The organism is Saccharothrix luteola (assembly GCF_020859565.1).
GTDB lineage: Bacteria > Actinomycetota > Actinomycetes > Mycobacteriales > Pseudonocardiaceae > Actinosynnema > Actinosynnema luteola.
The window spans coordinates 32,132-57,255 of the sequence record NZ_JAJHUO010000027.1 but is presented as its reverse complement, the minus strand read 5'-3'; the positions used below and the strand labels follow the sequence as shown (position 1 = coordinate 57,255).

Genomic DNA, 25,124 nt, shown 5'->3' with positions numbered 1-25,124 from the left:
CCGCAGCTCAACATGCCAGTGCAGCGTTCTGGCACCCCACACCGTAACCATCGAAGGTGCGTCGGAGCCGATCTTGAAACGGTCCCGAAACCGGTCACCGCCGCATCGGAGAGGTGGTTGGTCGCATACCACCGGTCGATCCGACGCGGCGGATGCCTGTCCGTGGAAAACTTGCCGCCTGGGCGAGCGCGACGATGTGGTGGAACAGGTCGGGACGGGCCGCTGCGCGCAGGGCCGCGAGCAAGTTCTCGCGCTCGGTCTTCAGCCAGGTGGCCGCGTCGATGTCCGTGGCGATTGGCGTCGGGTGCTGCGGTTGTGCAGAGCGGTGTGGCAGCCGAACGTATCCTGGGTATAGCAGCATGTCGCATGTGTCGGCGGTGTGGGCGTACCAGCTCAAAAGACGGTCCAGTGCCCGGTCGCGCTCGTCGGGAGCGTCTTGCAGCAGGGCGAGTCCGGCGGCATAGGCGCGGAGCAGGTCGTGAAACCGGAAGCGCCGTACGTCGACGGCGCTGAGCATGTGCGCATCGGCCAGTTCGCCGAGCAACTGTCGAGCACGGCGGGGCTCGAGGTCGGCCACTGCCGCCGCGGCCGGGACGCTGATCTCCGGGCCGGGGTGCAGCCCAAGTCGTCGGAACAGATGGCTCTGGTCCGGGGTGAGTCGGTGGTATGAGTAGTCGAACACCCCCCGTAAGGCAGTGCGTTCGTCATCGCCCCGACTGAGCTCGTCGATCCGGGTGTGCTCGTCGGCCAGGTCTGCGGCGACATCGGCGACCGTGATGTGCGGGGAGGCGGCGATGCGGGTGGCGGCGATCCGCAGCGCCAGTGGCAGCCGAGCGCACAACCGCACCAGGTCGGCGACCGCGGCCGGTTCGGCGGTGGCCCTGTCGGCACCGAGAATGCCGACGACCAGATTGTGCGCCTCAGTCTCTGCGAGCAGGTCGAGGGCGATCCGTTGCGCGCCGTCGGTGATGACCAGGCCGGTGAGCCTGTCGCGGCTGGTCACCACGACGACACAGCCCGGTGTGCCGGGTAGCAGGGGCCGGATCTGGTCGGGATGGTTGGCGTTGTCCAACACGATCAGCACACGTCGGCCGGCCAACCGGGATCGGTACATCGAGGCCCTGGCGTCCGGCTCGGCCGGGACGGCATCGGCGGGGGCTCCGAGCGCCTGAAGAAACCCGTCAAGGGCTTGCTTGGGGGTGACCGGATCACCGGGTCCGTAGCCGCGGAGGTTGACGTGGAGGGTGCCGTCTGGGAAGTGGTGCTGCACACGGTGTGCCCAGTACACGGCCAGGGTGCTCTTCCCGATCCCGCCGATGCCGTCGATCACGGAGATCACCACTGCGTTCGGCGCTCCCGTCGGCTCGGAGTTGACGGGGATCAGGGCGTCGAGGGCAGCCAGCTGCTCGGTCCGGCCAGCGAAGTCCCGTACCGCTCCAGGCAACTGGCGTGGCAACTCCACCTCACTCGCTCGAGTCGAACCGGTCAGGATGACCTGCTGAATGCTCCCCGCCTGTACCACCGGACCGCGTGCACCTGCTGTCTTGTTGCGCACTTCCATGTTCCCCATGCCGACCAGCATGTCCTGTGGTGCTCGAAAGTCATCGCTGATGGTCAGGCGGGAGCGTTGATGGTGCTCTCTGAAATGGGCTCTGGCGCACATTTGATGACGCTGCCGGGTCGGGTCACGTCCGGGCCTGGGGGGTGCCAGAAGTCGGCCCTATGGTCTGGCCTGCGGTTATGCTGCTGTGGGTTCGTACTCGTTGATCAGGCCGCCGAGGACTGGTCGGCGGCGTATCGAGGTGTAGCTGGCTCTGCGGTTGGGTGGTCTGGTCGTGGTGGTGTGAGTTGTAGGGCTTGGTGTGGTCTGCGGTGGTTGTAGTGGGTCGTGTAGCGGTTCAGCACGGTCCGCAGGTGGTGTTGGTTGATGGTGAGCAGTCGGTCGGTCGGTGTCGCGCTGGGGTGCGGGTGGGACTCGCAGGCGCTGGAGCACGCGGCGAACCGTTGAGGCGGCTACCCGGTAGCCGAGCTTGAGCAGCTCACCCTGGATCCGGCGGTAAACCCACGCGGCGTTCTCCCGCGCCATCCGCTCGATCAGCGCCACGGTGGTGTCGCCGATCGGCCGTCGCCCGGTGCGGTTCGGGTAGGTCTACTTCTCCGCGACCAGGCGCCGGTGCCATCGCAGGATGGTTCCCGGTGTCACCAACCGGTGCTCACCCAGCCGACGGGGGAGTCGGCGAACCAGCGCGGCGAGCACAGCTCGATCGGCCCACTCCAACCGTGGGCGGGGGTTGGTCAGGCGCAGCACGGCGACGTCGTGCCGTAGTACCAGCAACTCCACGTCCTTGGCCGCGGAGGCCCGGCCGAGCAGAACCAGCCAGTCACCGAGTCGGACGAAGATCAGGTACACCAGTCGTAGCGCCACGCGTCACGATCATGCTCCTACAGCACATCGTGCGCGATCGCCGCAGCTCAGCGCCTCAGTGCAGAGTTCTGAAACCCCACAGGGCACCCGATTGCGTGACCGGCCGCAGTGGTCTCTGCGGAGGCGCTCGGACAATTGCGCTTGCCGGGTTCAGCGAGAGATGAGTGGTCAGTCAGGACCGTCCCCGCGAGCCGCGCCGTCCGGCGCAACAGGTCCGCCTTGCGTGGTCGCGGCGCGGTCAGTGGTGATCATGGTGTGTCCACCTTCCGAGGGTGCGTCGATCGGTGGTGGTGATGTGGGAGTGGCAGCACGCACAGAGGCTTCGGCCTCTGCTGAGGGCGCCGTGGCCGCTTCACCTCGCCGGGGGCACGGTTGGGGAGCCGTGTGGTGGGCGAGGCTGTTGATTCGGCGGTGGTGGACTGTCCAGCGACCGCCGTTCAGGTGGCCTTCCTGATTGCTCAAGGGTCACTGTAGGTGTGTCCACTGTGCTGTTCGGGTGGTGGACGGTTCAGTCGTTGGGATTGCGCCGTTCGGTCCTATGTGGGCAGTTTGGTGTTGGTTAGCGTCCCTGTTCGCGTACGTGGGGTAGCGAATCGATCACCGGGGGGTGACAGCGCTCGGCGGCGAATCAGGGGGGTTCGTGCGGTCTCCGCGTGGCTTCAGCCTGCTCTCACGATTGTTGATCTTGTCTGTGGTGACCGCGTTGGCGGTCGTCGGTCTGCCTGCCGGCCCGCCGGTGAGCGGGCCGGGTCAGTTGCCTGACCTGGGTCTTTCGGGTTTGTGGAGATCGGTGGCGGGGTGGTTCGCGCCGGGTGCTGCGCAGGCCGCGCCTGCCGATCCGCCGCCGAATGGCACGGCGGTGAAGTCGCCGAAGCGGGTGCGGGAGTTGGTGGATCGGCGGACGTCGTCGATGCAGGTGTTCCAGCTGTCGAACGGTGACGTGGAGGCGGTGGTGTCGGCGCGGCCGGAGTACTTCCGGGACGCGCAGGGCCGTTGGCAGCGGATCGACCTGGCGGTGCGTGAGGTGGCGCGTGACGGATACCGGTTCGGCAATGACAGCAACGTGTTCGGCACGTCGTTCGGTGATCGCACGGACAAGTTGATGCGGTTCCAGGCCGGTGATCGGCACTTGGCGTTGGGTGTGGACGCCGAGGCGCGGACTGTGGAGCCGAGGGTCGAGGGCAGCCGGGTGACCTATCCCGGTGTGTTCGACGGTGCCGATCTGCGTTATGTGGTGACGGGGGAGGCGCTGAAGGAGGAGATCGTCCTCCACAAGGCACCGGCGGACGCGACGTACCGGTTCACGTTGCAGGTCGGCGGTGTGACGGCGAAGGCCTTGGACGACGGAGCGATCGGGTTCTTCCCGGTTGGTGAGGGTGTGGCGGATGGGCCGCCGTTGTTCACGATGCCGAAGCCGTTCATGTTCGACGGTGCGGAGGACCGCAAGTCGCCGCACGGGCGGGCGTGGAGTGACAAGGTCACGCAGACCGTCGAGCAGCAGGGTTCGAAGATCACGGTCACGGTGAAGGCCGACCAGGCGTGGTTGGCCGAGGCCGGCCGGAAGTTCCCGGTGACGATCGACCCGACGGTGAAGTTGCAGCCGACGCCGACGACGGGTCAGGACGTGCAGATCTGGTCGGACACGCCGGATCGCAACGACGGGTCGAGCTACCAGTTGTCGGTGGGCACGGACCCGTGGGGCAGGGCGCGCAGCCTGGTGAAGTTCGACACCTCGGTGGTGCCGGCGGGTACGAGTCTGACCTCGGCGAAGCTGCGCCTGTACTACGACTCCGAGTTGGAGACCGGCGCGAACAACAACGTGCACGAGGTGCGTCGGGTCACGGCGGGGTGGTCGGAGGACACGGCGACGTGGAACCGGATCAACGCGGCGTTCGCCGAGGCGGGGTTGTCCACGGCGACCAAGCAGGCAGGCGTGTCCAGCGTCTGGCACGAGTGGGACGTGCGCAACATCGCGCAGGCGTGGGTGTCGGGTTCGGCGGTCAACCACGGGTTGATGGTGAAGTCGACGGACGAGACGTTGAACCGTGGTGGGGCGATCTACCAGGCGGCGGAGTTCGCCTACAACGGTGAGATCGAGAACAACCCGAAGCTGGTGTTGACCTATGGTCGGCCGAGTGCGGACCTGAAGTACCCGACGAAGATCTACGCGACCGGTGCGGAGTTGAACTGGGGTCCGTACGTGGATCCGGATCCGGGCAACCCTGCGGACGACGTGGTGGAGTACCAGGTGCACCGCACGGTGTTCCAGGCGTTCACGCCGTCGTCCTCGACGTTGATCGCGCCGCTGGCACCGACCACGACGTCGTTCACCGACACCACCGCGCGGCCGACGCCGGCGGACTCGGCGGATCCTTTCGGCAACGCCTACTACTACATGGTCGCGGTGAAGACCCGTGACGGGCAGGTGATCCCCGGGCCGACGCAGGTGGCGCGGTTGCCGAAGGCCGGGTTCATCACGCAGGTGTTGCACGGTGGGGCGAGTGACACGACGTTGTCGTCGAACCGGCCGGACACCAACCTGGACTCCATCGGTGGCCAGCCGTGGTTGATGGTGGGCAACAACTCCTCCACCTACGGCCGCACGCGTGCGGTGGTGAAGTGGAACGACCTGTCGTCGATCCCGGCCGGTGCGCGGATCGTGGACGCGGACCTGATGCTGTGGGGGTTCTTCAGCGACGGCACGGGTGCGACGTTCGACGGGCATCCGCTGACCAAGGGGTTCACCGAGAACCAGGCGACGTGGAACCGGGCGTCGACGGCGACCGCGTGGGCCACTCCCGGTGGTGACCTCGGCGCCTACGCCGATCACGTGCTGGGGATCCCGAACGACCCGAACTGGCATATCTGGGAGAACGCCGGTCTGGTGCAGGGCTGGGTGGACAACCCGGCCTCCAACCACGGGTTCGAGGTGAAGCTGCGCGACGAGGCGGGTCCGCAGCAGCGGGTGTTGTTCCTGTCCGACGAGGCACAGGAGCCACAGCTGCGCCCGAACCTGGTCGTCACCTACACGCAGCCGACCGCGGAGATGACCTATTACGCGCCGGACACGCCGTCGCTGCGGATGATCCCCGGTGACGAGTACACGGTCCCGGTCAGCGTCACGAACTCGACCACGTCGACGTGGCGTGCGGCGGATCAGGTGCTGTCCTACCGGTGGAACCTGCCCGACGGCACCGACGCCACCACGGGCGGCAACCGGTTGGAGACGGCGCTGCCCGCGGATGTCCCGCCTGGCGGGACGGTGACGGTGCAGGCGCGGGTGAAGACGCCGATCCAGAGCGACGCGGGCAACAAGCGCGAGCAGTTCGTCCTGAACTGGGACCTGCGCAACAAGACCACGGGCACCTGGTTGTCCGCGACCGGTGGTGTTCCGGCGCTGGCGCAGAACGTCACGGTCGAGGACCCGACGTCGGACCAGCTCGGTCTGGAGAAGTTCTACTCCTACGCGGGCAAGGCCACCGGCAGCGGTTCGAACGTGCTGGTCAACCAGTTCGCGGGCAACGCGGTGTGGTCCTACGACGCGTTCACCAACCCGGGTCGGGGTCTGAACTCGTTCGTGCGGATGACGTACAACAGCATGGACACCTCGGCCACGTCACTGGGTCAGGGCTGGTCACTCGCTGCGAGCGGGCTCACCCGGCTGGGCACTTACCTGGAGTTGCACCCCAAGGGTCAGGACTACCCGAGCAGGATCACGTTGCCGGACGGCGACGGCACCTCCCACACGTTCGAGCTGAACAAGAACGGCAGCACCGACCCAGCGCGGTGGACCTACGACAAGCCCGCCGGTGTGCACTACTTCGTCCAGCGTGATGGCGGCACGGACGCGTCACGTCGGTGGAAGCTGATCCGCCCGGACCGCAGCGAGTTCGTGTTCGACACCGAGGGTTGGCTGACTGCGGTCAAGGACCGAAACGGCAACGAGCAGCGGTTTACCTACACCGAGCGCAAGTCGAACAACCAACCGCGCAAGTTCTTGGCCTACGTCAACGATCCGCACGGCCGCGAAGTGCTGACCCTGGACTACTGGGTGAAGGGTGAGACGAGCAACCCGAAGATCATCGACAACGTCCAGTCGATCAAGGACATCTCGGGTCGCACGATCACCTTCACCTACGACGACAAGGGCTTGCTGACGCAGTTCGTCGACGGCGCGGGCACCCCGCAGGCCAAGACGTTCGGGTTCACCTACGACGCCACGCAGGGGAACAAGAACGTCAAGCTGGTCAAGATCACCGACCCGCGCCAGAACGCCACCAACCTCGCGTACTACACCGCGCCGGTGGACCCGAAGGACAAGTGGAAGCTCCAGACCATCACCGACCGGCTCGGCTTCGCCACCGGGTTCGCCTACAGCGACCCCGACGGCAGCGCCGGGTCGGAGGTGGAGTCGAAGGTCACCGACGCGGAGAACCGCACTATTACCTTCCGCACGGATGGCTACGGCCGTCCGATCCGCACCACGAACGCGAAGAACCAGAGCACCACGCTGGACTGGGACGCCGACAACAACGTCGTCACGCTGACTGAGGACAACGGCGCCGTCGCGACTTGGACCTACGACCCGAAGACCGGCTACCCGACCTCGATCCGTGACGCCGAGGCGGTGGCGAACAACTGGCCCGCCACCCAGCTGGGCTACCAGACCGGCCTGGACGGCTACACGGCTGAACTGACGTCCAAGATCAGCCCCGAAGGCAGGCGCTGGGAATTCGCCTATGACGCCAAGGGAAACCTGACGTCCGTCACGGATCCCAAGGGCACCGCGACGTCGACGCCGGACGACTACAGGTCGACCTATACCTATGACGAGTTCGGGCAGCTCAAGACCGCAACCGATGCCAACGAGAACACCACGTCGTTCGGGGAGTACGACCCCACGGGCTTCCCGAAGAAGACCACCGATCCGTACAACCACAGCACCACTGCGTTGTACGACGTGCGTGGCAACACGACATCGGTCACCGACGCGCTGAACAAGACCACGTCGGTGACCTACGACGTGTTCAATCGGCCGCTGGAGAGCAGAACTCCCAAGAACGAGGCGGCGGGGGAGTTCATCGTTACGCCACCGCCGGTGTACGACACGAATGACAACGTGACGAAGGCGATCGCTCCCAATGGAGCCGAGGCCACCGCGGTGTACGACAGGGCTGACCAAGTGGTCGAGACGTTCTCGCCGAAGGACACGCCGACCGGGCCCGAGCGCAGGACGACGTTCAGCTACGACAAGGTCGGCAACCTGCTGACCGAGACCCAGCCACTGGGCAACCTCACGCCCACGAACCCGAACGACTACGTCACGCGGTACGGCTACGACGAGATCTACCAGCTCGCCACGATCACCAACGCCGACAACAAGACCATCACCTACACCTACGACCGCGTCGGCAACCTGGTCACGGTGGTCGACCCGCGCAAGAACGCCACGGCCGACACGGCCGACTTCACCACGAAGATCACCTACGACCGCAACCACCGCCAGGTCACCACGACCGACGCCGAGGGCAAGGTCACGCGGGTCGGCTACGACAAGGACGGCAACACCACCACCAGCACCGACCAGCTCAACACCACCACGACCTACCGCTACGACGAACGCTCCGCGCTGATCCAGGTGACGACCCCGCACAAGGCGGGCGTCGACCGGGTCACGAAGTTCGAGTACGACGAGGCCGGCAACCAGACCCGCGTCATCACGCCGCGCGGCGTGGAGACGACGAACGACCCGGACGACTTCGTCGCGCAGACCGTCTACGACAAGCTCAACCGGCCGATCGAGAAGCTCGCACCGTTCGACCGCGACGACGTGCGTTACACGACGCCGGACAAGACCACCTACACCTATGACCGGGTGGGTCGGATCAGTGAGGTCAGCGCACCGCCGTCGGCCGGGCAGACCGTCCGCAACACCACCAGGTACACCTACTTCGACAACACCTGGGTGCGTACCTCGACCGACCCGTGGGACATCGTCACCGCCTACGACTACACCGAACTCGGCCAGCAGAAGACCCGCACCGTCGCCGGCGCCGGCGGCTCGTCCGACCGCACGATGACGTGGGACTACTACCCGGACGGCAAGCTCAAGTCCCGCTCCGACAACGGCGTCCCGGTCGGCGCCTACGTCGCCCTGGTCGACAACTCCGACATCGGCAACATCGAACTCGCCGGGAACTGGACCACCACGCAGGGTGGTTCGCAGGGTTACGACTACCGCAGTACCGCCCGCGGCACCGGCGGCACGACGTTCACCTGGCGCCCGGTCATCGGCCAGGACGGCGACTACGAGGTCTTCACCAAGTACCCGTCCGGAGTCACCGGTGCGGCGACGAACACGCCGTTCAAGGTCGACACCGGCACCACCTCCACCACCGTGGCGGTCAACCAGACGCAGCGCGGGGGCGAGTGGGTCAGCCTGGGCAGCTTCGCACTCAAGGCCGGAAACACGGCCAAGGTCACCGTCTCGGACAACGCCGACGGCACCGTGCTGGCCGACGCGGTGAAGCTGGTCCGCAAGCCGACCGAGGTCGACAACGAGAAGAAGACCTTCTCGCACTCCTACGACGCCAACGGCAACCTCACCTCGCTGACCGACAGCTCGCCCGGGACCAAGGTCGACGCCTACGCGATGGCCTACAACGGCCTCAACCAGCTGACCAAGGTCGAGGAGAAGCTGGCCGCCGTGGTCAAGGGCACCACAACGTTCACCTACAACGAGAACGGCGCCCCGCTCACCCGCGGCCACGACAAGCAGTCGTCGGTGTTCCGCTACAACCCGCGTGACCTGGTCGACCAGGTCACCAACACCGAGACCGGCGGCCAGCCCAAGATCACCGCCTACAGCTACACCGACCGCGGCCAAGTCGCGCAGGAGACCAAGCCCAACGGCAACAAGGTCGTCTACGGCTACCACCTCGACGGCGCACTCGCCTCCCAGGTCGAACGCAAATCCAACAACATCCTGGTCGCCGAGCACCAGATCGACTACAACGCCAACGGCCACCGGATCCGTGACGCGTCCAAGATCCAGAACGCGGACAACACGACCGCCTACCTGGACGAGGTGCGGGAGTACGACTTCGACCCGCTGGACCGGATCCGGAAGCTGACCAAGAAGTCCGCGGCAGGGGCGGTGCTTGAGACCGAGGACTACGTCCACGACGCCAACAGCAACGTGGTGACACAAACCCTCGAAGGCAAGACCACCACCTTCAACTACGACCGCAACCGCCTGCTCACCGCCTCCACCGCAGGTGTCACCGCCGCCTACAACTACGACCCCTTCGGCCGCCTCGACACCGTCACCAGCGGCGGGCGCATCACCGAGTCGTACAAGTACGACGGCTTCGACCGCACCACCCAACACGGCAAACTCGACGACGCCGGTGCGCTGAAGACCACCGCCTACACCTACGACCCCCTGGACCGCACCACGTCGAAAACCGCGGACGGCAAGACCACGGATTTCGGTTACCTGGGCCTGACTGACCAGGTCGTGGCCGAGGAGGTAGCGGGCCAACTCCAGCGCAGCTACCAGTACGACGCCTTCGGCCGTCGGCTGGCGCAGGTCAAGAAGGACACCGACGGCGCCGGACCTGAGGTGACCGAAGATTCCTACTACAGCTACAACCCTCACACCGACGTCGAGACCCTGACCAAGGAGAACGGCGACACCCGTGCCACGTACGGCTACACCGCTTACGGCAAGGACGACACCGAGTCCTTCACCGGTATCGACAAGCCTGACGCGCAACAGCCGGGCAAGGAGCCGTACAACTTCTACCGCTACAACGGCAAGCGCTGGGACCCCAACTCCGGCAGCTACGACATGGGCTTCCGCGACTACAACCCCGGCCTCAACCGGTTCCTGACCCGTGACAACTACAACGGGGCGCTCGCCGACCTCAACCTCGGCACGGACCCGTTCACCGGCAATCGCTACGCGTTCACCGGCGGAAACCCCATCAGCCGGATCGAGCTTGACGGCCACGTCAACTGCGGGCCGGACAACGTGGGCTGCGGTGGGATCACCGGTGATCCAGAGCCGACCGCCGAGCAGAAGAGGGCCTGGTGGGACGGCCAGTGGCAGGCGGCTGCGCAGGAGAGGGCCAGGGACGAAGAGAAGCGGGCCGTTGTCGGCGAGTGGCTGTTCGGCCAGTGTGGTTCGTCGTCGCCGGTCTGCCCGACCGGCGACAACGGTCAGGTCAACCCCAACGCGTTGGCGATCCAAGTGGCACAGGCCTGCCAGGAGGTGCAGACCTGCCGTACGCGCGAGGACCTGGACGCGGCACTCGAGATCCTGTTCGACCAGCACCTGAACAAGGCGCGCGAGGGCTTCGACAGCATCCTGGAGATCGCGAGCGTCCTCGGTGCGCTCACCGGCGGTCTGGCGGCGCGGGCTGCTGTAGGCGGGGTCGCGGGGGTTGGCGGCACCACCGCGTCGGCCACCTCGGGTATGCGAGCAGGCGCTGCCGACGCACTGCGGCAGCTGATCGCCAAGAAGGCCGGCTTCTCCGGGAAGGGGCAGAGGCTGATTGTGGACGAGAACATGTCTCCCTCAATCGCCGGATTCCTCCGGGACCGCGGCTATGATGCGCGCAGCGTGTCCGAAATGGGACTCAAGGGCACCAAGGACGACAAGTTGATGCAGCTGGCCGAGCAATTGGGCGCCAAGGTGGTGACCCGGGACAGGGGAAGGCAGATGGATGGCGGTTTTGGCTCGCTTGCGATCCAGATCGATCGACGGGTGAGCTCTCCCGAAGAGATCCTGCGGATCATCACCTCGGCCAAGTGATGGATGAATTCGACCACGTGACCCGCAGTGAAGCGGAACTCGACTCCATTCATGACCGGTGGATCCGTGACCGCAACCGAGGGCGGGACGACCAGGAGGACCAGGAGTCCTGGGTTGAGGAACAGTGCGGCGGTTGTCGGTTCTGGATCCCGCTGGCGGGCCGGGTGGGCAACGACTACGGCGCTTGCTCGAACGCCCGGTCACCGTTCGACGGGCGTGTGCGGTTCGAACACGACGGCTGTGACGTATTCGTCGATGCGGGTCAATGGGTGACTCCCGAAGACATCGCCTGAACCGGCTCGACTGGAGTCAGCTGAGGGGCTGTGCCGTCAGGCACGGCCCCTCAGCGCGTGCCAACACAAGATCATGGCCGCAGCAGAGTTCTGGAACCCCACAGCTGATCGCCGCCGGGGTCGGCGTGGTCGCGGCGATCCTGCCCGCGATCCGCGCCGCCCGGCTGAACGTGCTGGGGGCGATCTCCCACGAGTGAGCCGGACGCGCCCGGTCGGTCCGCTCAGGACCGGCCGGGCGTCGCGCGCACCGCCGCGGGCAGGGTGAACCGGATCGTCTCCCGCGCCGTCTCGCGCACCTGGACGTCCCACGCGCCCAGCGCCTCGACGACCTCGTCCACCAGCCTCGGCGGCGCGGACGCGCCCGCGCTCACCCCGACCACCCGCGTGCCGTCCAGCCAGTCCTCCCGGATGCCGGAGACGTCGTCGATCAGGTGCGCGGGCGTGCCCATCCGGCGGGCGGTCTCCACCAGCCGCACCGAGTTCGACGAGTTCGGCGAACCCACCACGAGCACCACGTCGGCCTCCCGCGCGATCTCGCGCACCGCGTCCTGCCGGTTGGTGCTGGCGTAGCAGATGTCCACCGACGACGGACCGCGCAGCGCCGGGAACTTCTCCCGCAGCGCGGCCAGCACCTCGGCCGTGTCGTCCATCGCCAGCGTCGTCTGGGTCAGGTAGGAGACCCTGGTCGGGTCCGCCACCTCCAGCTCTTCCACGTCCGCGACCGTCTCCACCAGCACGGTCCGCGAGGGTGCCTCGCCGAGCGTGCCCTCGACCTCCTCGTGCCCGGCGTGCCCGATCAGCACCACCGTGTCGCCGCGCGCGGCATACCGCTTCGCCTCCGCGTGCACCTTGGTCACCAGCGGGCACGTCGCGTCGATCACGTCCAACCCGCGGCGCGCGGCCTCCTCGCGCACCGCGGGCGACACCCCGTGCGCGGAGAACACCACAGTCGCGCCGTCGGGCACCGCGTCCAGCTCGTCGACGAACACCGCGCCACGCGCCTCCAGGTCGGTCACCACGTGGGAGTTGTGCACGATCTGCTTCCGCACGTGGATGGGCCCACCGCGTTGGTCCAGGAGCCGGTCGACGATGTCGATCGCCCGTTCCACCCCCGCGCAGAACGACCGTGGCGACGCCAGCAGCACGACGGGGAAAGCCATGAGCGCTCCTCGGTAGGCGGGGTGTCAGCGGTCGCGTCGGGTGGCGAGGCGGGCCACCGCGTCCAGCTCGCGCGCGGCGCGCTCGGACGGTCCGGCGGCGCGCAGGTGCTCCCGCGCCCGGGCCAGCAGGTCGTCCGCCCGGCCCTGGCTCCACGCCCGCGCGCCCGAGGTCTCGATCAGCTCCGCCGCACGCGCGAGCTGGACCTGGTCGAGCGGCTGCTCGGAGTGGTACAGCGCGTCCAGCTCGCGGGCGGCGGGCGTGCCCGACGTCAGCGCCGCCACCACCGGCAGCGACTTCTTGCGGTTGCGCAGGTCCGAGTACACCGGCTTGCCGGTCACCGCCGGGTCGCCCCAGATGCCGAGCAGGTCGTCCACGAACTGGAACGCGAGCCCCACCTTCTCGCCGAACGACCGCAGGTGCTCGAGCTGGTCCGCCCGCCCGCCGCCGAACAGCGCGCCCAGCGCGCAGGCCGCGCCGAGCAGCGCGCCGGTCTTGCACTCGGCCATCCGCACGCACTCCGCCAACCGCACGTCGTCGCGTTCCTCGAAGGCCAGGTCGGCGCTCTGCCCGTCCAGCAGCCGCTGCACCGCGGCCGACAGCACCCGGATCGCCTGCTGCGCCTTCGGGTGACCGCTGCCCGCCAGCACGTCCAGCGCCAGCGTCAGCAACGCGTCACCGGCCAGGATCGCTGGGTTCACGCCGAACACGTGCCACGCCGTCGGCCGGTGCCGCCGGGTCTTGTCGCCGTCCATCACGTCGTCGTGCAGCAACGAGAAGTTGTGCGTCAACTCCACCGCCACCGCGGCCGGCAGCGCCGCGTGCGCCGCGCCGCCCACCGCCTGCGCGCCCAGCAGCACGAGCGCGGGCCGGATCGCCTTGCCCGCGTCCGCGCCCGTCGGCCTGCCGTGCTCGTCCCACCAGCCGAAGTGGTACCCCGCGATCGCCCGCATCGAGTCCGGCAACCGGTCGACCGCCGTGCGCATCGCGGGGTCGAGCCCGGCACGGCTCCACTCCAGCACCTCGCGCGCGGTCCGGTGATCGCGGCTCACGTCCAGGTCGGTCATCGCCACAACTCCTGTTCGGGGGGATGCGCCCGGCTGGCGGAGCAGGCTCGGGCGGGGAGGAGGGCAGCCGGGCCTGGCGGCCCGGCTGCCGTGCACGACGCTGTGGTCAGGACCGGCCGAGCTCCACGTGCTCCAGCACCCCAAGCGCGTCGGGCACCAGCACGGCCACCGAGTAGTAGGCGCTGACGAGGTAGGACACGATCGCCTTCTCGTTGATGCCCATGAACCGCGCGTTCAGGCTGGGCTGCACCTCGTCGGGGATGCCCGGCTGGTGCAGCCCGATCACGCCGTTGTCCTTCTCGCCGATCCGCATGGCGAGGATCGAGGTCGTGCCCTGCGGCGTGATCGGGATCTTGTTCGACGGCAGCAGCGGGATGCCGCGCCAGGTGACGACCTGCGTGCCGTCCACGTTGGCGGTGCCGGGGTACAGGCCGCGCTTGCTGGCCTCGCGGCCGAACGCGGCGATCGCGCGCGGGTGGGCCAGCATGAACGCCGTCTTGCGCCGCCGGGACACCAGCTCGTCGAGGTCGTCCGGGGTGGGCGGGCCGGAGCGGGTGTGGATGCGCTGCCTGAGGTCGGCGTTGTGCAGCAGCCCGATCCGGCGGTTGTTGAGCATCTCGTGCTCCTGGCGCTCGCGCAGGGCCTCGATGGTCAACCGCAACTGCTGCTCGGTCTGGTTCATCGGGTGGTTGTAGAGGTCGGCGACGCGGCTGTGCACCCGCAGCACGGTCTGCGCCACTTCCAGCTCGTACTCGCGCGGCGTCAGCTCGTAGTCCACGTAGGTCGCCGGCAGGTCCGGCTCGCCCTCGTGGCCGGAGGCGATCTCGATCGCCGCCTCGCCGTGCTTGTTCTGCGGCTTGCCCGCGTTGGCGGCGAACGCGTCGATGTGCGCCCGCAGGGCGTCGGCCTGCCCGTTGAGCTCCTGCACCGCCCGCCACGGCAGCGCCAGCACGATCACCGGGGTGACCGCCTTGATGGTGAAGTCCCACTCCACCTCGCCGCCGTACATCACCTCGTCGCCGAAGTGGTCGCCGTCGGCCAGGGTGTCGAGCACGGTCGCGTCGCCGTACTTGCCCTGCCCGATCTTGTTCACCTTGCCGTGCGCGATGAGGTAGACCTCGTCGGCCCGGTCGCCCGACGACACCAGCACGTCGCCCGGCTGGAACTCCCGCTGCCGGAACCGGTCGGCCAACGCGACCAGCACGTCGTCGTCCGGGAAGTCGCGCAGCACGGGCAGCTCCCGCAGCTCCTGCGGGATGACGCGGATGTCGGCGCCGGTGCTGCTGAAGCTCACCCGCCCGTCGCCGAGCGCGTAGGTGAGGCGGCGGTTGACCCGGTACGTGCCTGCCTGGGTGGTCACCCACGGCAGCTTGCGCAGCAGCCACCGCGGTGAGATGCCCTGCATCTGGGGGGTGGACTTGGTGGTGCTCGCCAGGTTCCGCGCGCTCGCGGTGCTCAGGCTCTGCCGCTGCTGCTCGGCCTCTTCCGGTACGAGGCCGGGGTCTGTCACGGTCACTTGGGCTGCCCAATCTGGTCGGGGGGACTGGCTCAGTCTTCGCGGCCGAGTTCCACGTGCTCCAGCACACCGATCGCGTCCGGCACGAGGATCGCGGTGGAGTAGTAGGCGCTGACGAGGTAGGAGATGATCGCCTTCTCGTTGATGCCCATGAACCGCACCGAGAGGCCGGGCTGGTACTCGTCGGGCAGGCCCGTCTGGTGCAGGCCGATGACGCCCTGGTTGTGCTCGCCGGCGCGCAGCAGCATCACCGAGCTGGTGCGGGTCTTGGTGATCGGGATCTTGTTGCACGGCAGCACGGGCACGCCGCGCCACGCGGGCACGTGGTGGCCGTTGAGGTCGACGGTCGACGGGTAGATGCCGCGCTTGCTGCACTCGCGGCCGAACGCGGCGATCACCTTCGGGTGCGCCAGGAACGCCGTCGGCTCCTTCCACACGGTGGCCAGCAGGTCGTCCATGTCGTCGGGGGTCGGCGGTCCGGTGCGGGTGTGGATGCGCTGCTTGAGGTCGGCGCTGTTGAGCAGGCCGAAGTCGCGGTTGTTGACCATCTCGTGCTCCTGGCGCTCGCGCAGCGCCTCGATGGTCAACCGCAACTGCTGCTCGACCTGGTCCATCGGCTGGTTGTAGAGGTCCGCGACGCGGCTGTGCACGCGCAGCACGGTCTGCGCGACGCTCAGCTCGAGCTCGCGCGGGGCGACCTCGTAGTCGACGAACGTGCCGGGCAGGTCGGGCTCGCCCTCGTGGCCGGACGCGATGTCGATCTCGGCCTCGCCGTAGGCGTTGGCCCGGCCACCGGCCGCGGACATCCGCTGGATGTGCGCGCGCAGGCCGCCCGCTTCGCCGTTGAGCTGCTCGAACACCTCCCACGGCAGCACCAGGATGATCACCGGCGTGACCGCCTTGATGGTGAACTCCCACTCGCCCTGCGGCCCGGCGAGGACCTCGCCGCCGAAGTACTCGCCGTCGGCCATCGAGCCGAGCACCGTCTGGTCGCCGTACTCGCCGCGGCCGATCTTGTTCACCTTGCCGTGCGCGATCAGGTGCACCGCGTCCCGCGGCCGGCCCTCCTCGACGATCACCGAGCCGGGCTCGTACTCGTGCTGGGTGAACCGGTCGGCCAGCGCGCTCAGCGCCTCGACGTCCTCGTAGCCGCGCAGCAGTGCCAGCTCGGTCAACTCCTGCGGGATGACCCGCACGTCCGCACCGATGTTGGTGAACGTCAGCCGCCCGTCGCCGATCTCGTAGCTGAGCCTGCGGTTGACCCGGAAGGCACCGCCCTTCGCCTCCACCCAGGGCAGGACTTTCAGCAGCCACCGCGAGGTGATGCCCTGCATTTGGGGAACGGACTTGGTCGTGGTCGCCAGGTTCCGCGCTGCCGCCGTGCCGAGGCTCAAGCGTGGTCGCTCGGTCTCCAAGTCCGAATCGGTCACAGTCACCGCTCACACCGCCAATCGGGTTCACTCGATGGTCCGGATCGACCGTAGTGAGCCTGAATGCCTTACGGGAAGCGGCCGATGTGACGACATCCCTGAGGGTCAATCGGGCCTGTTGTGCGTACTCACTGTGGATCTCGTCCACCTCGCAAGTAATTAACGGGTGATCTTGGCGCGCATTGGTGAACTTTCGTGGTGGAACGGAATAACTACATCGTTTGTCGTAATAATGTTCACCGGAAAGTGTCGTTGACGATGGCTCGTGCGACGTGCGGTCGTCAGTCCGCGGATGTGCGGGCACGAAGTTCAGTCGTCAGTGGGACACGAAAAACGCGGTGCCGACGTGATGTCGACACCGCGTGGTCGATCTGTGGAACGGACGTGGGGGGGGGGGGGGGGGCCCGCGCCCCCCCCCCCCCCCCCCCCCCCCCCCCCCCCCACGCCCGGGCCTGCGACCGGTCGGTCAGACCGAGTGCGGACAGGTGTCCCGGTAGTCCGAGATGAGCGAGCTGTTGGCCGGGGACGGGCACAGGAACTGCTCGTAGCGGGTGTCGTTGTCGATGAACCGCTTGAGCCACGCGATGCTGTACTTCGCGATCGTCGTGTTCGAGCTGTTGGGCGCGAAGTGGCTGGCGCCGTTGAGCTCCAGGTACGCCTTGTCCAGGGTGGACGGCAGCGAGGTGTAGAACGGGATCGAGTGCGACGACACCGGCGCGACCGAGTCGTCCTCGGCGCCGACCACCAGGGTCGGCACCCGGTTGTTGCCCCACGACTTGTCGGTGTGCCACCCGGTCAGCGGGATCGCCGCCTGCAGGGACGGCCGCTGCTCGGCGGCGCGCATCGTGCCGCCACCGCCCATCGAGTGGCCCATCAGGCCCAGCCGGGACGCGTCGATCCGGGTGCGCACCGTGCTGCGCTGGGTCAGGTAGTCCAGCGCGGCCAGCAGCTGGCTCGCCCGGCTGTCGGGCTGGTCCAGGGTGCTGTTGGTGTCGATGGTGAACACCACGAAGCCCTGCGACGCGATGCGCGGGCCCAGCCACGAGATCGTCGACTGCGTCCCGGTGAAGCCGGGCGAGATGGCGATCGCGCCGAAGGTGCCCTCGGCGGTGCTCGTCGGGTAGTAGATCGTGCCGCCGCCGAAGCCGGAGACGGACAAGGAGGACACCGTGGTGGACGCCGTGGCGAACGGGCCGCGGGACGCCTCGATGCTGGAGTTGGTCGGCGCGGGACCGCGCCGGAACTCCTCCTCGACGGCGTTGGCCGGCGTCACGCCGACCAAGGACAGGGCCAGCGCGGGGATCAGCGCGGGGATCAGTTTGCGGAGTTGCACGTCGGTGTACACCTCGCTTGGCAGGGAACTACGGACAGCGATGACCTTGCGCCACTACGTGAGCGCTCCGCATCGGTGCAACCACCGGTCCCGGCGCGAAAACTAACACTGGTAGATAATTTCTGCCGCACCTCTTCCGCCGGACGTCGACCTCCCGCCAAACTGGCCACATGCTGCGCGGACGTGACCGGCAGCGCGTCGCCGTCGACGCGTTGCTCGCCCGCGCCCGTGCCGGTCACGGCGGGGCGCTGGTCCTGCGCGGCGGTCCGGGCGCGGGCAAGACGGCGATGCTGGCCGCCGTGCGGGAGTCGGCCGTGACGACCGACCGCCAGGTGCTGCTCTGCGTGGACGACGCCCACCTCCTGGAGGACACCGACTGGCTCGTGGAGCTGGCCGCCGAGGCCGCCGACGAGCCGGTGGCCGTGCTGATCGCCACGGAGGGCGAGCCGCTCGGGCTGCCGTGGGTGCGGCTGGACCCGCTCGACCACGCCGACAGCCTGCGCGTGCTGCGCGACCTGCGGCCCGGCCTCGCGCCCGGGCTCGCCGACGACGTCGCCGACCTGGCCAGGGGCAACCCGCTCGCGCTCACCGAACTGGCCCGCGCGCTGACCTCCGAGCAGCTCGGCGGCACCGCGCCCGCGCCCGACGAGCTGCCCGAGGACAGCTCGCTGCGGGCCCGGTTCAGCGCCCGCTTCCACGCGCTCTCGCCGCAGGCGCGGCTGGCGGCGGCGTTGAGCGTGGTGGACGACGAGGTGGACGCCGACGCGCTGGCCCGGATGCCCGACCTCGACCTGGCCGCGGTGGAGGAGGCGAACTCCCTGCTCGACGGCGGCCCGCTGGTCCGCTCCACGCTGCGCACCGCGATACCGCTGGCCCTGCGCTACGCCGCGCACGCCGCGCTGGCCGAGAACCTGCCGCCCGGACCGCGCCGAACCTGGCACGAGGCGGCCCGCGTGCCCGGCGTGCGCGACGCGTTCGCCGAACGGCTGGAAGCCTCCGCGAGCCGCGCCCGCCGCTGCGGCGACTACCCGGCCGCCGCCCGCGACCACGACCGCGCCGCCGCGCTCGCCGCCGACCCGGACGCCAGGGCACGCCACCTGATCGCCGCCGCCACCGACCACTGGGCGTCCGGCGCGCCCCGCCGGGCCCGCGTCGCGCTGCGCACCGCGGCCCGGCTGACCGACAGCGGCGAGCTGCGGGCGCGCACCGAGCTGCTGCGCGGTGGCATCGACCTGGGCAACGGCCTGCCGGACGTCGCGGTGCGCCGGCTGCTGCACGCGGCGGGCGAGCTCGTCGGCACGCACCGCACGCTGGCCATCACCGCGCTGGGCTTCGCGGGCGAGGCGGCCAGCATCGCGGGCGACCACGCCCGGTACGCCGAGACCGCCGCGTTCGCCGCGAGCCTGCGCCGTCCCGACGAGCCCGACGAGACCCGGATCACCCTGGACCACCTCGCGGGCATGGCCGCCACGTTCGCCGCCCGGCACGAGGAGGCCCTGCCCGTGCTGCGCTCGGTGGTCGAGCTCGCCGAACGGGTGCCGCACCCGCAGGCCAAGATCTGGGGCGGCCAGGCGGCCTACACCCTCGGCGACGCGTCCAGGGCGCACGAGCTGGCGACCAGCGCGGTCACCGCGGCGCACGAGCACGGCCTGACCGCGCTGGTGCCGTGGGCACTGGTCTACCGCGCGTTGTCGGCGCTGCTGCTGGACCAGCACTCGGTGGCGTTGTCGGCCGCGTTCGAGGGCGTGCACGCGGCCACCTCCGTCGGCCAGCACAACGCCGTGGTCGACCACCTCACGATCCTCGCGCTGGTCGCCGCCCTGCGCGGGGACACCGACACCGCGGTGCACCGCATCGACGCCGCCGCCGAGCAGATCGCCGAACGCGGGCTCGGCCGCTCCGGCACGTTCGGCGCGTGGGCGTTCGCCTGCGTGGACCTCGCGCTGGACCGGCCGGCCGACGCGCTGGACCGGCTGCGGCTGATGGCCGCCGGGTCGGGCGGCGTGCACACCGGCATCAAGGTGATGGCCGCGCCGCACGTGGTGGAGGCCGCCGTCGGCTGCGGCCGGCCGTCCACCGCGGACCGGGCGCTGCGCCGGTACGAGAAGTGGGCGGGCACCACGGGCAGCGCGGCCCGGCTCGCGCTGTCGCACCGCTGCCGCGGCCTGCTCGCCGACGGCCTGCGGGCCGAGGACCACTTCCGCGAGGCGATCCGGCTGCACCGGGCCAGCGGCACCGCCATGGAACTGGCCAAGACCGAGCTGTTCTACGGCCACCGGCTGCGGCGCGACCGCAAACCGCGCGCCGCGCGCGACCTGCTGCGCGACGCGGTGAAGATCTTCCAGCGCTACGACGCCGACCGCTGGGTCGCCCGCGCCCGCGCCGAGCTGCGCGCGGCGGGTGAGGCGGTCGGGCCGACCCAGGCCGACCGGACCGCCGACCGCGCCGCCAACCGGGCCGCGGGCCGCTCCGACGTCGACCCGACCGCGGGCCTGACCCCGCAACAGGCGCAGATCGCCCGCCTGGTCGCCGAGGGCGCGACCAACCGCGAGGTCGCCGCGCGGCTGTTCCTGAGCCACCGCACCGTCGAGCACCACCTGCGCAACATCTTCGCCAGGCTCGAGGTGCGGTCCCGGGTCGAGCTGACCCGGATGCTCGACTGACTCAGGAGGAGGTTAGGTGCGCGAGCAGTACCGGCACTGGCAGCGGATACCGACCAGGTGGCACGACAACGACGTGTACGGGCACGTGAACAACGTCGTGCACTACGCCTTCATGGACACCGTGATCAACACGTGGCTGATCGCGGAGGGCGGGTTGGACATCCACCACGGGCAGGCGATCGGGTTGTGCGTGGAATCCCACTGCAACTACCGCGCGTCGATCGCGTTCCCGGAGGCCGTGGACGCGGGTCTGCGGATCGGGCACCTCGGGCGCTCCAGCGTCCGCTACGAGGTCGGCTTCTACCCGGAGGGCAAGGACGACGTGGTCGCCGAAGGGCACTTCGTGCACGTGTTCACCGACCGCGGCACCCGCAAGCCGGTGGCGATCCCGGACGGCCTGCGCGCCGCGATGGAAGGGCTGGTGGTCGCGTGAAGACCAGGGGCGCGGTGCTGACCGGGGTCGGCGGACCGCTTCAGGTGCTCGACCTCGACCTCGACCCGCCGGGCGCGGGCGAGCTGCTGGTCAAGGTGGGCGCCACCGGGCTGTGCCACTCCGACCTGTCGGTGATCGACGGCTCCCGCGTCCGGCCGCTGCCGATGCTGCTGGGACACGAGGCCGCGGGCGAGGTGGTCGAGACCGGGCCCGGCGCGTCCGACTTCGCCGTCGGCGACCGGGTGGTGCTGTCGTTCGTGCCGGCCTGCGGTTCGTGCCGCCGGTGCGTGTCCGGGCGGCAGGCGCTGTGCGAACCGGGCGCGGCGGCCAACCGCGAGGGCACGCTGCTGAGCGGCGAACGGCGGCTGCGGCTGCCCGACGGCACGCGCCCGCACCACCACCTCGGCGTGTCCGGGTTCGCCGAGTACGCCGTGGTGTCGGAGAAGTCGGCCACGCTGGTGCCCGCCGACCTGCCGTTCGAGATCGCCGCCCTGTTCGGCTGCGCGGTGCTCACCGGCGCGGGCGCGGCGTTCTACAGCGCGGCCGTCACGCCGGGGGACCGGGTCGCGGTGTTCGGGCTCGGCGGCGTCGGGCTGGCCGCGCTGCTCGCCGCACGGGCGGCCGGCGCGTCGCAGATCATCGCGGTGGACGTGGTGGCGCACAAGCGAGAGCTGGCGCGCGGGCTCGGCGCGACGCACGACGTGGCCGGTGGTCCCGACGCGGTGGAGGAGGTGCGCTCGCTGACCGGCGGCGGCGCGGACAAGGTCATCGACACCACCGGCGTCGCGGCCGTGCTGGAGCAGGCGTACCTGGCCACCGGCGCGGGCGGCACCACGGTGACCGTCGGCCTGCCGCACCCCGACCGCACGATCACGCTGCCGGCGTTGAGCCTGGTCGCCGAGGAGCGGACGTTGAAGGGCAGCTACCTCGGGTCGTGCGTGCCGCGACGGGACGTGCCCCGGTTCGTCGACCTCTACCGGGCCGGGCAGCTGCCCGTGCACGAACTGCTGTCGGGACGCCTCGCGCTGGACGACATCAACACCGGGTTCACCCGTTTGGCCTCCGGAGAAGCCGTCCGCCAGGTCATCCTCCTGTGATCACCCAGCCGGTACCGTTACCCGGATCGGGTGACGGCTAGGCAGAGGAGTGGTCGGCGGTGCGGAGACGCTCGATGCTCGCGGGTGTGGCGACAGCGGTGGGCGGCATGTTCGCGGGCGGTGGTGCGGCGGGCGCTTCGGGTCGTTCGGGCCGACTCGGCCTGGCCGACTACCGGTTGGTCAACCTGGCCCACGTCAACGACCCGGACCGGACCAACGTCTACCCCGGCGACCCGGCGTTCACCCTCACCACCGTGACCACGGTGCCGGAGCACGGGTTCTACCTGCAGTACGTGCAGCAGGGCGAGCACACCGGCACCCACTGGGGCGCGCCCTCGCACTTCAACGACGACCAGCCGCACGCCGACGAGCTCGACGCCGAGGACCTGTTCCTGCCCGCGGTCAAGATCGACGTGCGGGAACAGGCCGCGCGCGACGCCGATTTCGAGGTGAGCGTCGCCGACCTGCTGCGGTGGGAGAAGCGGCACGGCCGAATCCCGAACGAGGCCGCGGTCGTGCTGTGGACCGGGTGGGAGGAGCGCTGGGGCACCCCGGCGTTCTTCAACTTCGACGCCGACGGGCTGATGCACCAGCCGGGGTTCTCGCTGGAGGCCGTGCGGTGGCTGGTGGACACCGGTCGCCTCGGCCGGCGCGGCGCGCTGGGCACGGACACGTTCAGCCCCGAGTCCGCGCTCGACTCCGAGTACCGGGTCTCCAAGCTGCTCTACCGCGAGCACCGGATCAGCCTGGAGGTCCTGGCGAACCTGGCCGAGCTGCCCGAGCAGGGCGCGCACGTCCTGGTCGGCGGCACGGTCAACCGCCGCGGTTCCGGCTCGCCCGCCAGCATCTACGCCTTCGTGCCCAAGCGGTAGCGGGCTAACCGCCGGACGGGTGGTCGCCGGGCGTCAGCCGCAGCCGGCCGGCGAGCAGACCGGCTGTGGCACTCGGAGTTCCTCGCGCCGGCCAAGCACGCCGGGCTGCTGGTCACCGATTCCGGCGCGGTGCAGGAGGAGGCGACAGCCCTGAAGCGGCCGGTGCTCCTCGTGCGGCGGTCGACCGAACAGCCGGAGGTGCTGCGGGACTTCGGCCGGCTCGTCGGGCCGCACGACGACCCCACCGCGCTCGCCCTGGACTGGCTGGTGGACGGGGACGCCCGCCGTGCCGCGCCGGCGGAGGTCCGGTCGCCGTTCGGTGACGCGCGCAGCGGCGAGCGCATCGCGGCGGCGGTCCGCGAGGTGGTCGCTCAGGTGCCGCAGAACGTCTGGTACGCGGCGGCGAAGTGCTCCGGCGCCGGTTCGGCGTAGCGGTCCAGGCCGGGGCGCTCGTCGAACGGGGACGTCACCGCGTCGAGCAGCCGTTCCAGCGGGACCCGGTCGCCCTCCGTCGCGGCGGCGAGCGCCTCCTCCACCAGGTGGTTGCGGGGGACGTAGACCGGGTTGACCCGGCGCATGGCGTCGGCGTCGGGTCCGAGGGCGCGCCAGCGGGCCAGCCAGGCGTCGATCCCGGCGAGGTCGAGGAACAGCTCGCGCACGGGCTCGGTGTCGCCGCCGGCCGCCGCGCCCAGGCGGCGGTGGAACGAGGTGTGGTCGACGTGGTTGTCCCGCAGCAGGGTGAGCAGGTCGTCCACCAGCGGCGCGGGCGCGGTGCCGGCGAGGCCGAGCTTCGCGGCCATGCCGGCCGACCAGGCGTCGTCGTACTGCCCGCGGAACGCGCCGAGCGACTCGACGGCCACCTCGACCGCCCGCTCCTCGTCCTCGGCGAACAGCGGCAGCAGGGCTTCGGCGAGCCGGGCCAGGTTCCACTCGGCCACGCGCGGCTGGTTGCCGTAGGCGTACCGCCCGGCGTGGTCGATCGAGCTGTACACGGTGGCCGGGTCGAACGCGTCCATGAACGCGCAGGGCCCGTAGTCGATGGTCTCGCCGGAGATCGTCATGTTGTCGGTGTTCATGACACCGTGGATGAAACCGACGAGCATCCACCGCGCCACCAGCGACGCCTGCGCCGAGACCACCGCCTCGAACAGGGCGAGGTGGCGGTTGTCGGCCTCCGCGGCCCCGGGGTGGTGACGGGCGATCGCGTGGTCGGCCAGCCGGCGCAGCAGGTCGACGTCCCCGGTGGCGCGGGCGTACTGGAAGCTGCCGACGCGCAGGTGGCTGCTCGCCACGCGGGCGAGCACCGCTCCCGGCAGCACGGTCTCGCGGCGCACCGCCCGCCCGGTCGCCACCACGGCCAGCGAACGGGTCGTCGGGATCCCGAGGGCGTGCATCGCCTCGCTCACGACGTGCTCGCGCAGCATCGGGCCCACCACGGCCAGGCCGTCGCCGCCACGGGCGAACGGCGTGCGCCCGGAGCCCTTGAGGTGCAGGTCGCGCGTGCCGCCGTCGGGGTGGACGACTTCGCCGAGGAGCAGCGCGCGACCGTCGCCGAGCCGCGGTGCGTAGTGCCCGAACTGGTGCCCGGCGTAGGCCTGCGCCACGGGCGTGACGCCGTCGGGGACGTGCTCGCCGACGAGCAGTCGCAGGCCCTCCGGGCTGCGCAGCCAGTCGGCGTCCAGGCCCAGCTCGGCGGCCAGCCGCTCGTTGAGCACGAGCAGGTTCGGCGAGGGGGCGTGCTCGGCCCGCCACGCGAGGGCCAGCTCCGGGAGCGTGCGGGCGAACTGGTCGCTCAGGGTGACGGTTGCCGGTGCGATGCTCACCCGGTCCACGGTACGTCGTCCGCGTCACGGGTCCTGATCGGTCACGAGTCCTGGTCGAAGGGCTCGAATCCCTGGTCCTTGGCCGCCAGGTCCCAGCCGAGGACGTTGCGCTCGCTCCGGCTGGTCGCCAGTTCGAGCGTCACCGCGGCCATCGACCGCTTCGTCCTCGGTCAGTGGTTGCTCCGGCTCAGGCGCA

At 69.8% G+C, this 25,124-nt stretch carries 15 protein-coding genes; 7 read left to right on the top strand and 8 right to left on the bottom strand.

Translation table 11 applies throughout. The features are described from left to right. Positions 1 to 94 precede the first annotated feature (94 nt). Both LNK82_RS33425 and LNK82_RS33415 read right to left on the bottom strand, forming a co-directional pair. On the bottom strand, positions 95 to 1,582 hold the full coding sequence (locus tag LNK82_RS33425; RefSeq protein ID WP_230570905.1) for an ATP-binding protein: 1,488 nt from the start codon (positions 1,580 to 1,582) through the stop codon (positions 95 to 97). A gap of 567 nt (positions 1,583 to 2,149) precedes the next feature. Beyond that, positions 2,150 to 2,425 (bottom strand): integrase, encoded by a 276-nt coding sequence (locus LNK82_RS33415; protein WP_230570903.1) that lies wholly within the window; start codon positions 2,423 to 2,425, stop codon positions 2,150 to 2,152. Between the two features lie 790 nt (positions 2,426 to 3,215). On the opposite strand from LNK82_RS33415, the gene LNK82_RS33410 reads away from it, so the two are divergent. Next, on the top strand, positions 3,216 to 11,243 hold the full coding sequence (locus LNK82_RS33410) for a DUF5615 family PIN-like protein (RefSeq protein ID WP_230570902.1): 8,028 nt from the start codon (positions 3,216 to 3,218) through the stop codon (positions 11,241 to 11,243). Then, on the top strand, positions 11,243 to 11,536 hold the full coding sequence (locus LNK82_RS33405) for a DUF3027 domain-containing protein (protein WP_230570901.1): 294 nt from the start codon (positions 11,243 to 11,245) through the stop codon (positions 11,534 to 11,536). The genes LNK82_RS33410 and LNK82_RS33405 overlap by 1 nt, the downstream gene beginning before the upstream one ends. Before the next feature lie 221 nt (positions 11,537 to 11,757). Here LNK82_RS33405 and ispH read toward each other — a convergent pair whose 3' ends face one another. The 5 genes from ispH to bdeA all read right to left on the bottom strand — a co-directional run bounded on the left by ispH (position 11,758) and on the right by bdeA (position 18,040). Continuing rightward, a complete protein-coding gene (gene ispH, locus LNK82_RS33400; RefSeq protein ID WP_230570900.1) occupies positions 11,758 to 12,696 on the bottom strand; it encodes a 4-hydroxy-3-methylbut-2-enyl diphosphate reductase in 939 nt (312 codons plus the stop codon). 24 nt (positions 12,697 to 12,720) lie between these two features. After that, on the bottom strand, positions 12,721 to 13,761 hold the full coding sequence (locus LNK82_RS33395) for a family 2 encapsulin nanocompartment cargo protein polyprenyl transferase (RefSeq protein ID WP_230570899.1): 1,041 nt from the start codon (positions 13,759 to 13,761) through the stop codon (positions 12,721 to 12,723). 106 nt (positions 13,762 to 13,867) lie between these two features. Further along, positions 13,868 to 15,277: a family 2B encapsulin nanocompartment shell protein gene (locus tag LNK82_RS33390; RefSeq protein ID WP_230570898.1), complete on the bottom strand. Its 1,410-nt coding sequence runs from the start codon at positions 15,275 to 15,277 to the stop codon at positions 13,868 to 13,870. 32 nt (positions 15,278 to 15,309) lie between these two features. Continuing rightward, a complete protein-coding gene (locus LNK82_RS33385; protein ID WP_230570897.1) occupies positions 15,310 to 16,713 on the bottom strand; it encodes a family 2B encapsulin nanocompartment shell protein in 1,404 nt (467 codons plus the stop codon). A 460-nt stretch (positions 16,714 to 17,173) separates the two neighbouring features. Then, positions 17,174 to 18,040 (bottom strand): bis(hydroxyethyl) terephthalate hydrolase, encoded by an 867-nt coding sequence (gene bdeA, locus LNK82_RS33380; RefSeq protein WP_372470711.1) that lies wholly within the window; start codon positions 18,038 to 18,040, stop codon positions 17,174 to 17,176. A gap of 170 nt (positions 18,041 to 18,210) precedes the next feature. Here bdeA and LNK82_RS33375 point away from each other — a divergent pair, with 170 nt between their 5' ends. From LNK82_RS33375 to LNK82_RS33355, 5 genes are all read left to right on the top strand, one after another. Further along, the gene (locus LNK82_RS33375; RefSeq protein WP_230570896.1) at positions 18,211 to 20,703 is read left to right on the top strand and encodes a helix-turn-helix transcriptional regulator; all 2,493 of its coding nucleotides are present in this window, start codon (positions 18,211 to 18,213) and stop codon (positions 20,701 to 20,703) included. Between the two features lie 16 nt (positions 20,704 to 20,719). Beyond that, positions 20,720 to 21,136 carry an acyl-CoA thioesterase gene (locus LNK82_RS33370; RefSeq protein WP_230570895.1) on the top strand — a complete coding sequence of 139 codons (417 nt, stop codon included), beginning with the start codon at positions 20,720 to 20,722 and terminating at the stop codon, positions 21,134 to 21,136. Further along, a complete protein-coding gene (locus LNK82_RS33365) occupies positions 21,133 to 22,233 on the top strand; it encodes a zinc-binding dehydrogenase (protein WP_230570894.1) in 1,101 nt (366 codons plus the stop codon). Before LNK82_RS33370 ends, LNK82_RS33365 begins: the two co-directional genes overlap by 4 nt. A gap of 59 nt (positions 22,234 to 22,292) precedes the next feature. After that, complete coding sequence (locus LNK82_RS33360; RefSeq protein WP_230570893.1) at positions 22,293 to 23,105, top strand: cyclase family protein; 813 nt, start codon at positions 22,293 to 22,295, stop codon at positions 23,103 to 23,105. 63 nt (positions 23,106 to 23,168) lie between these two features. Further along, positions 23,169 to 23,537 carry a UDP-N-acetylglucosamine 2-epimerase gene (locus LNK82_RS33355; protein WP_268997493.1) on the top strand — a complete coding sequence of 123 codons (369 nt, stop codon included), beginning with the start codon at positions 23,169 to 23,171 and terminating at the stop codon, positions 23,535 to 23,537. On the opposite strand, the gene LNK82_RS33350 is transcribed toward LNK82_RS33355, so the two are convergent. Further along, on the bottom strand, positions 23,477 to 24,928 hold the full coding sequence (locus LNK82_RS33350) for a protein adenylyltransferase SelO (protein ID WP_230570892.1): 1,452 nt from the start codon (positions 24,926 to 24,928) through the stop codon (positions 23,477 to 23,479). The two genes, LNK82_RS33355 and LNK82_RS33350, sit on opposite strands and share 61 nt — an antisense overlap. Positions 24,929 to 25,124: the final 196 nt, after the last annotated feature.

Excerpts from the sequence above, each read along its gene's own strand:
- LNK82_RS33425 (WP_230570905.1), bottom strand. The coding sequence starts at position 1,582 with ATGCTGGTCGGCATGGGGAACATGGAAGTGCGCAACAAGACAGCAGGT.
- ispH (WP_230570900.1), bottom strand. The coding sequence starts at position 12,696 with ATGGCTTTCCCCGTCGTGCTGCTGGCGTCGCCACGGTCGTTCTGCGCG.
- LNK82_RS33405 (WP_230570901.1), top strand. The coding sequence starts at position 11,243 with ATGGATGAATTCGACCACGTGACCCGCAGTGAAGCGGAACTCGACTCC.
- LNK82_RS33395 (WP_230570899.1), bottom strand. The coding sequence starts at position 13,761 with ATGACCGACCTGGACGTGAGCCGCGATCACCGGACCGCGCGCGAGGTG.
- LNK82_RS33375 (WP_230570896.1), top strand. The coding sequence starts at position 18,211 with ATGCTGCGCGGACGTGACCGGCAGCGCGTCGCCGTCGACGCGTTGCTC.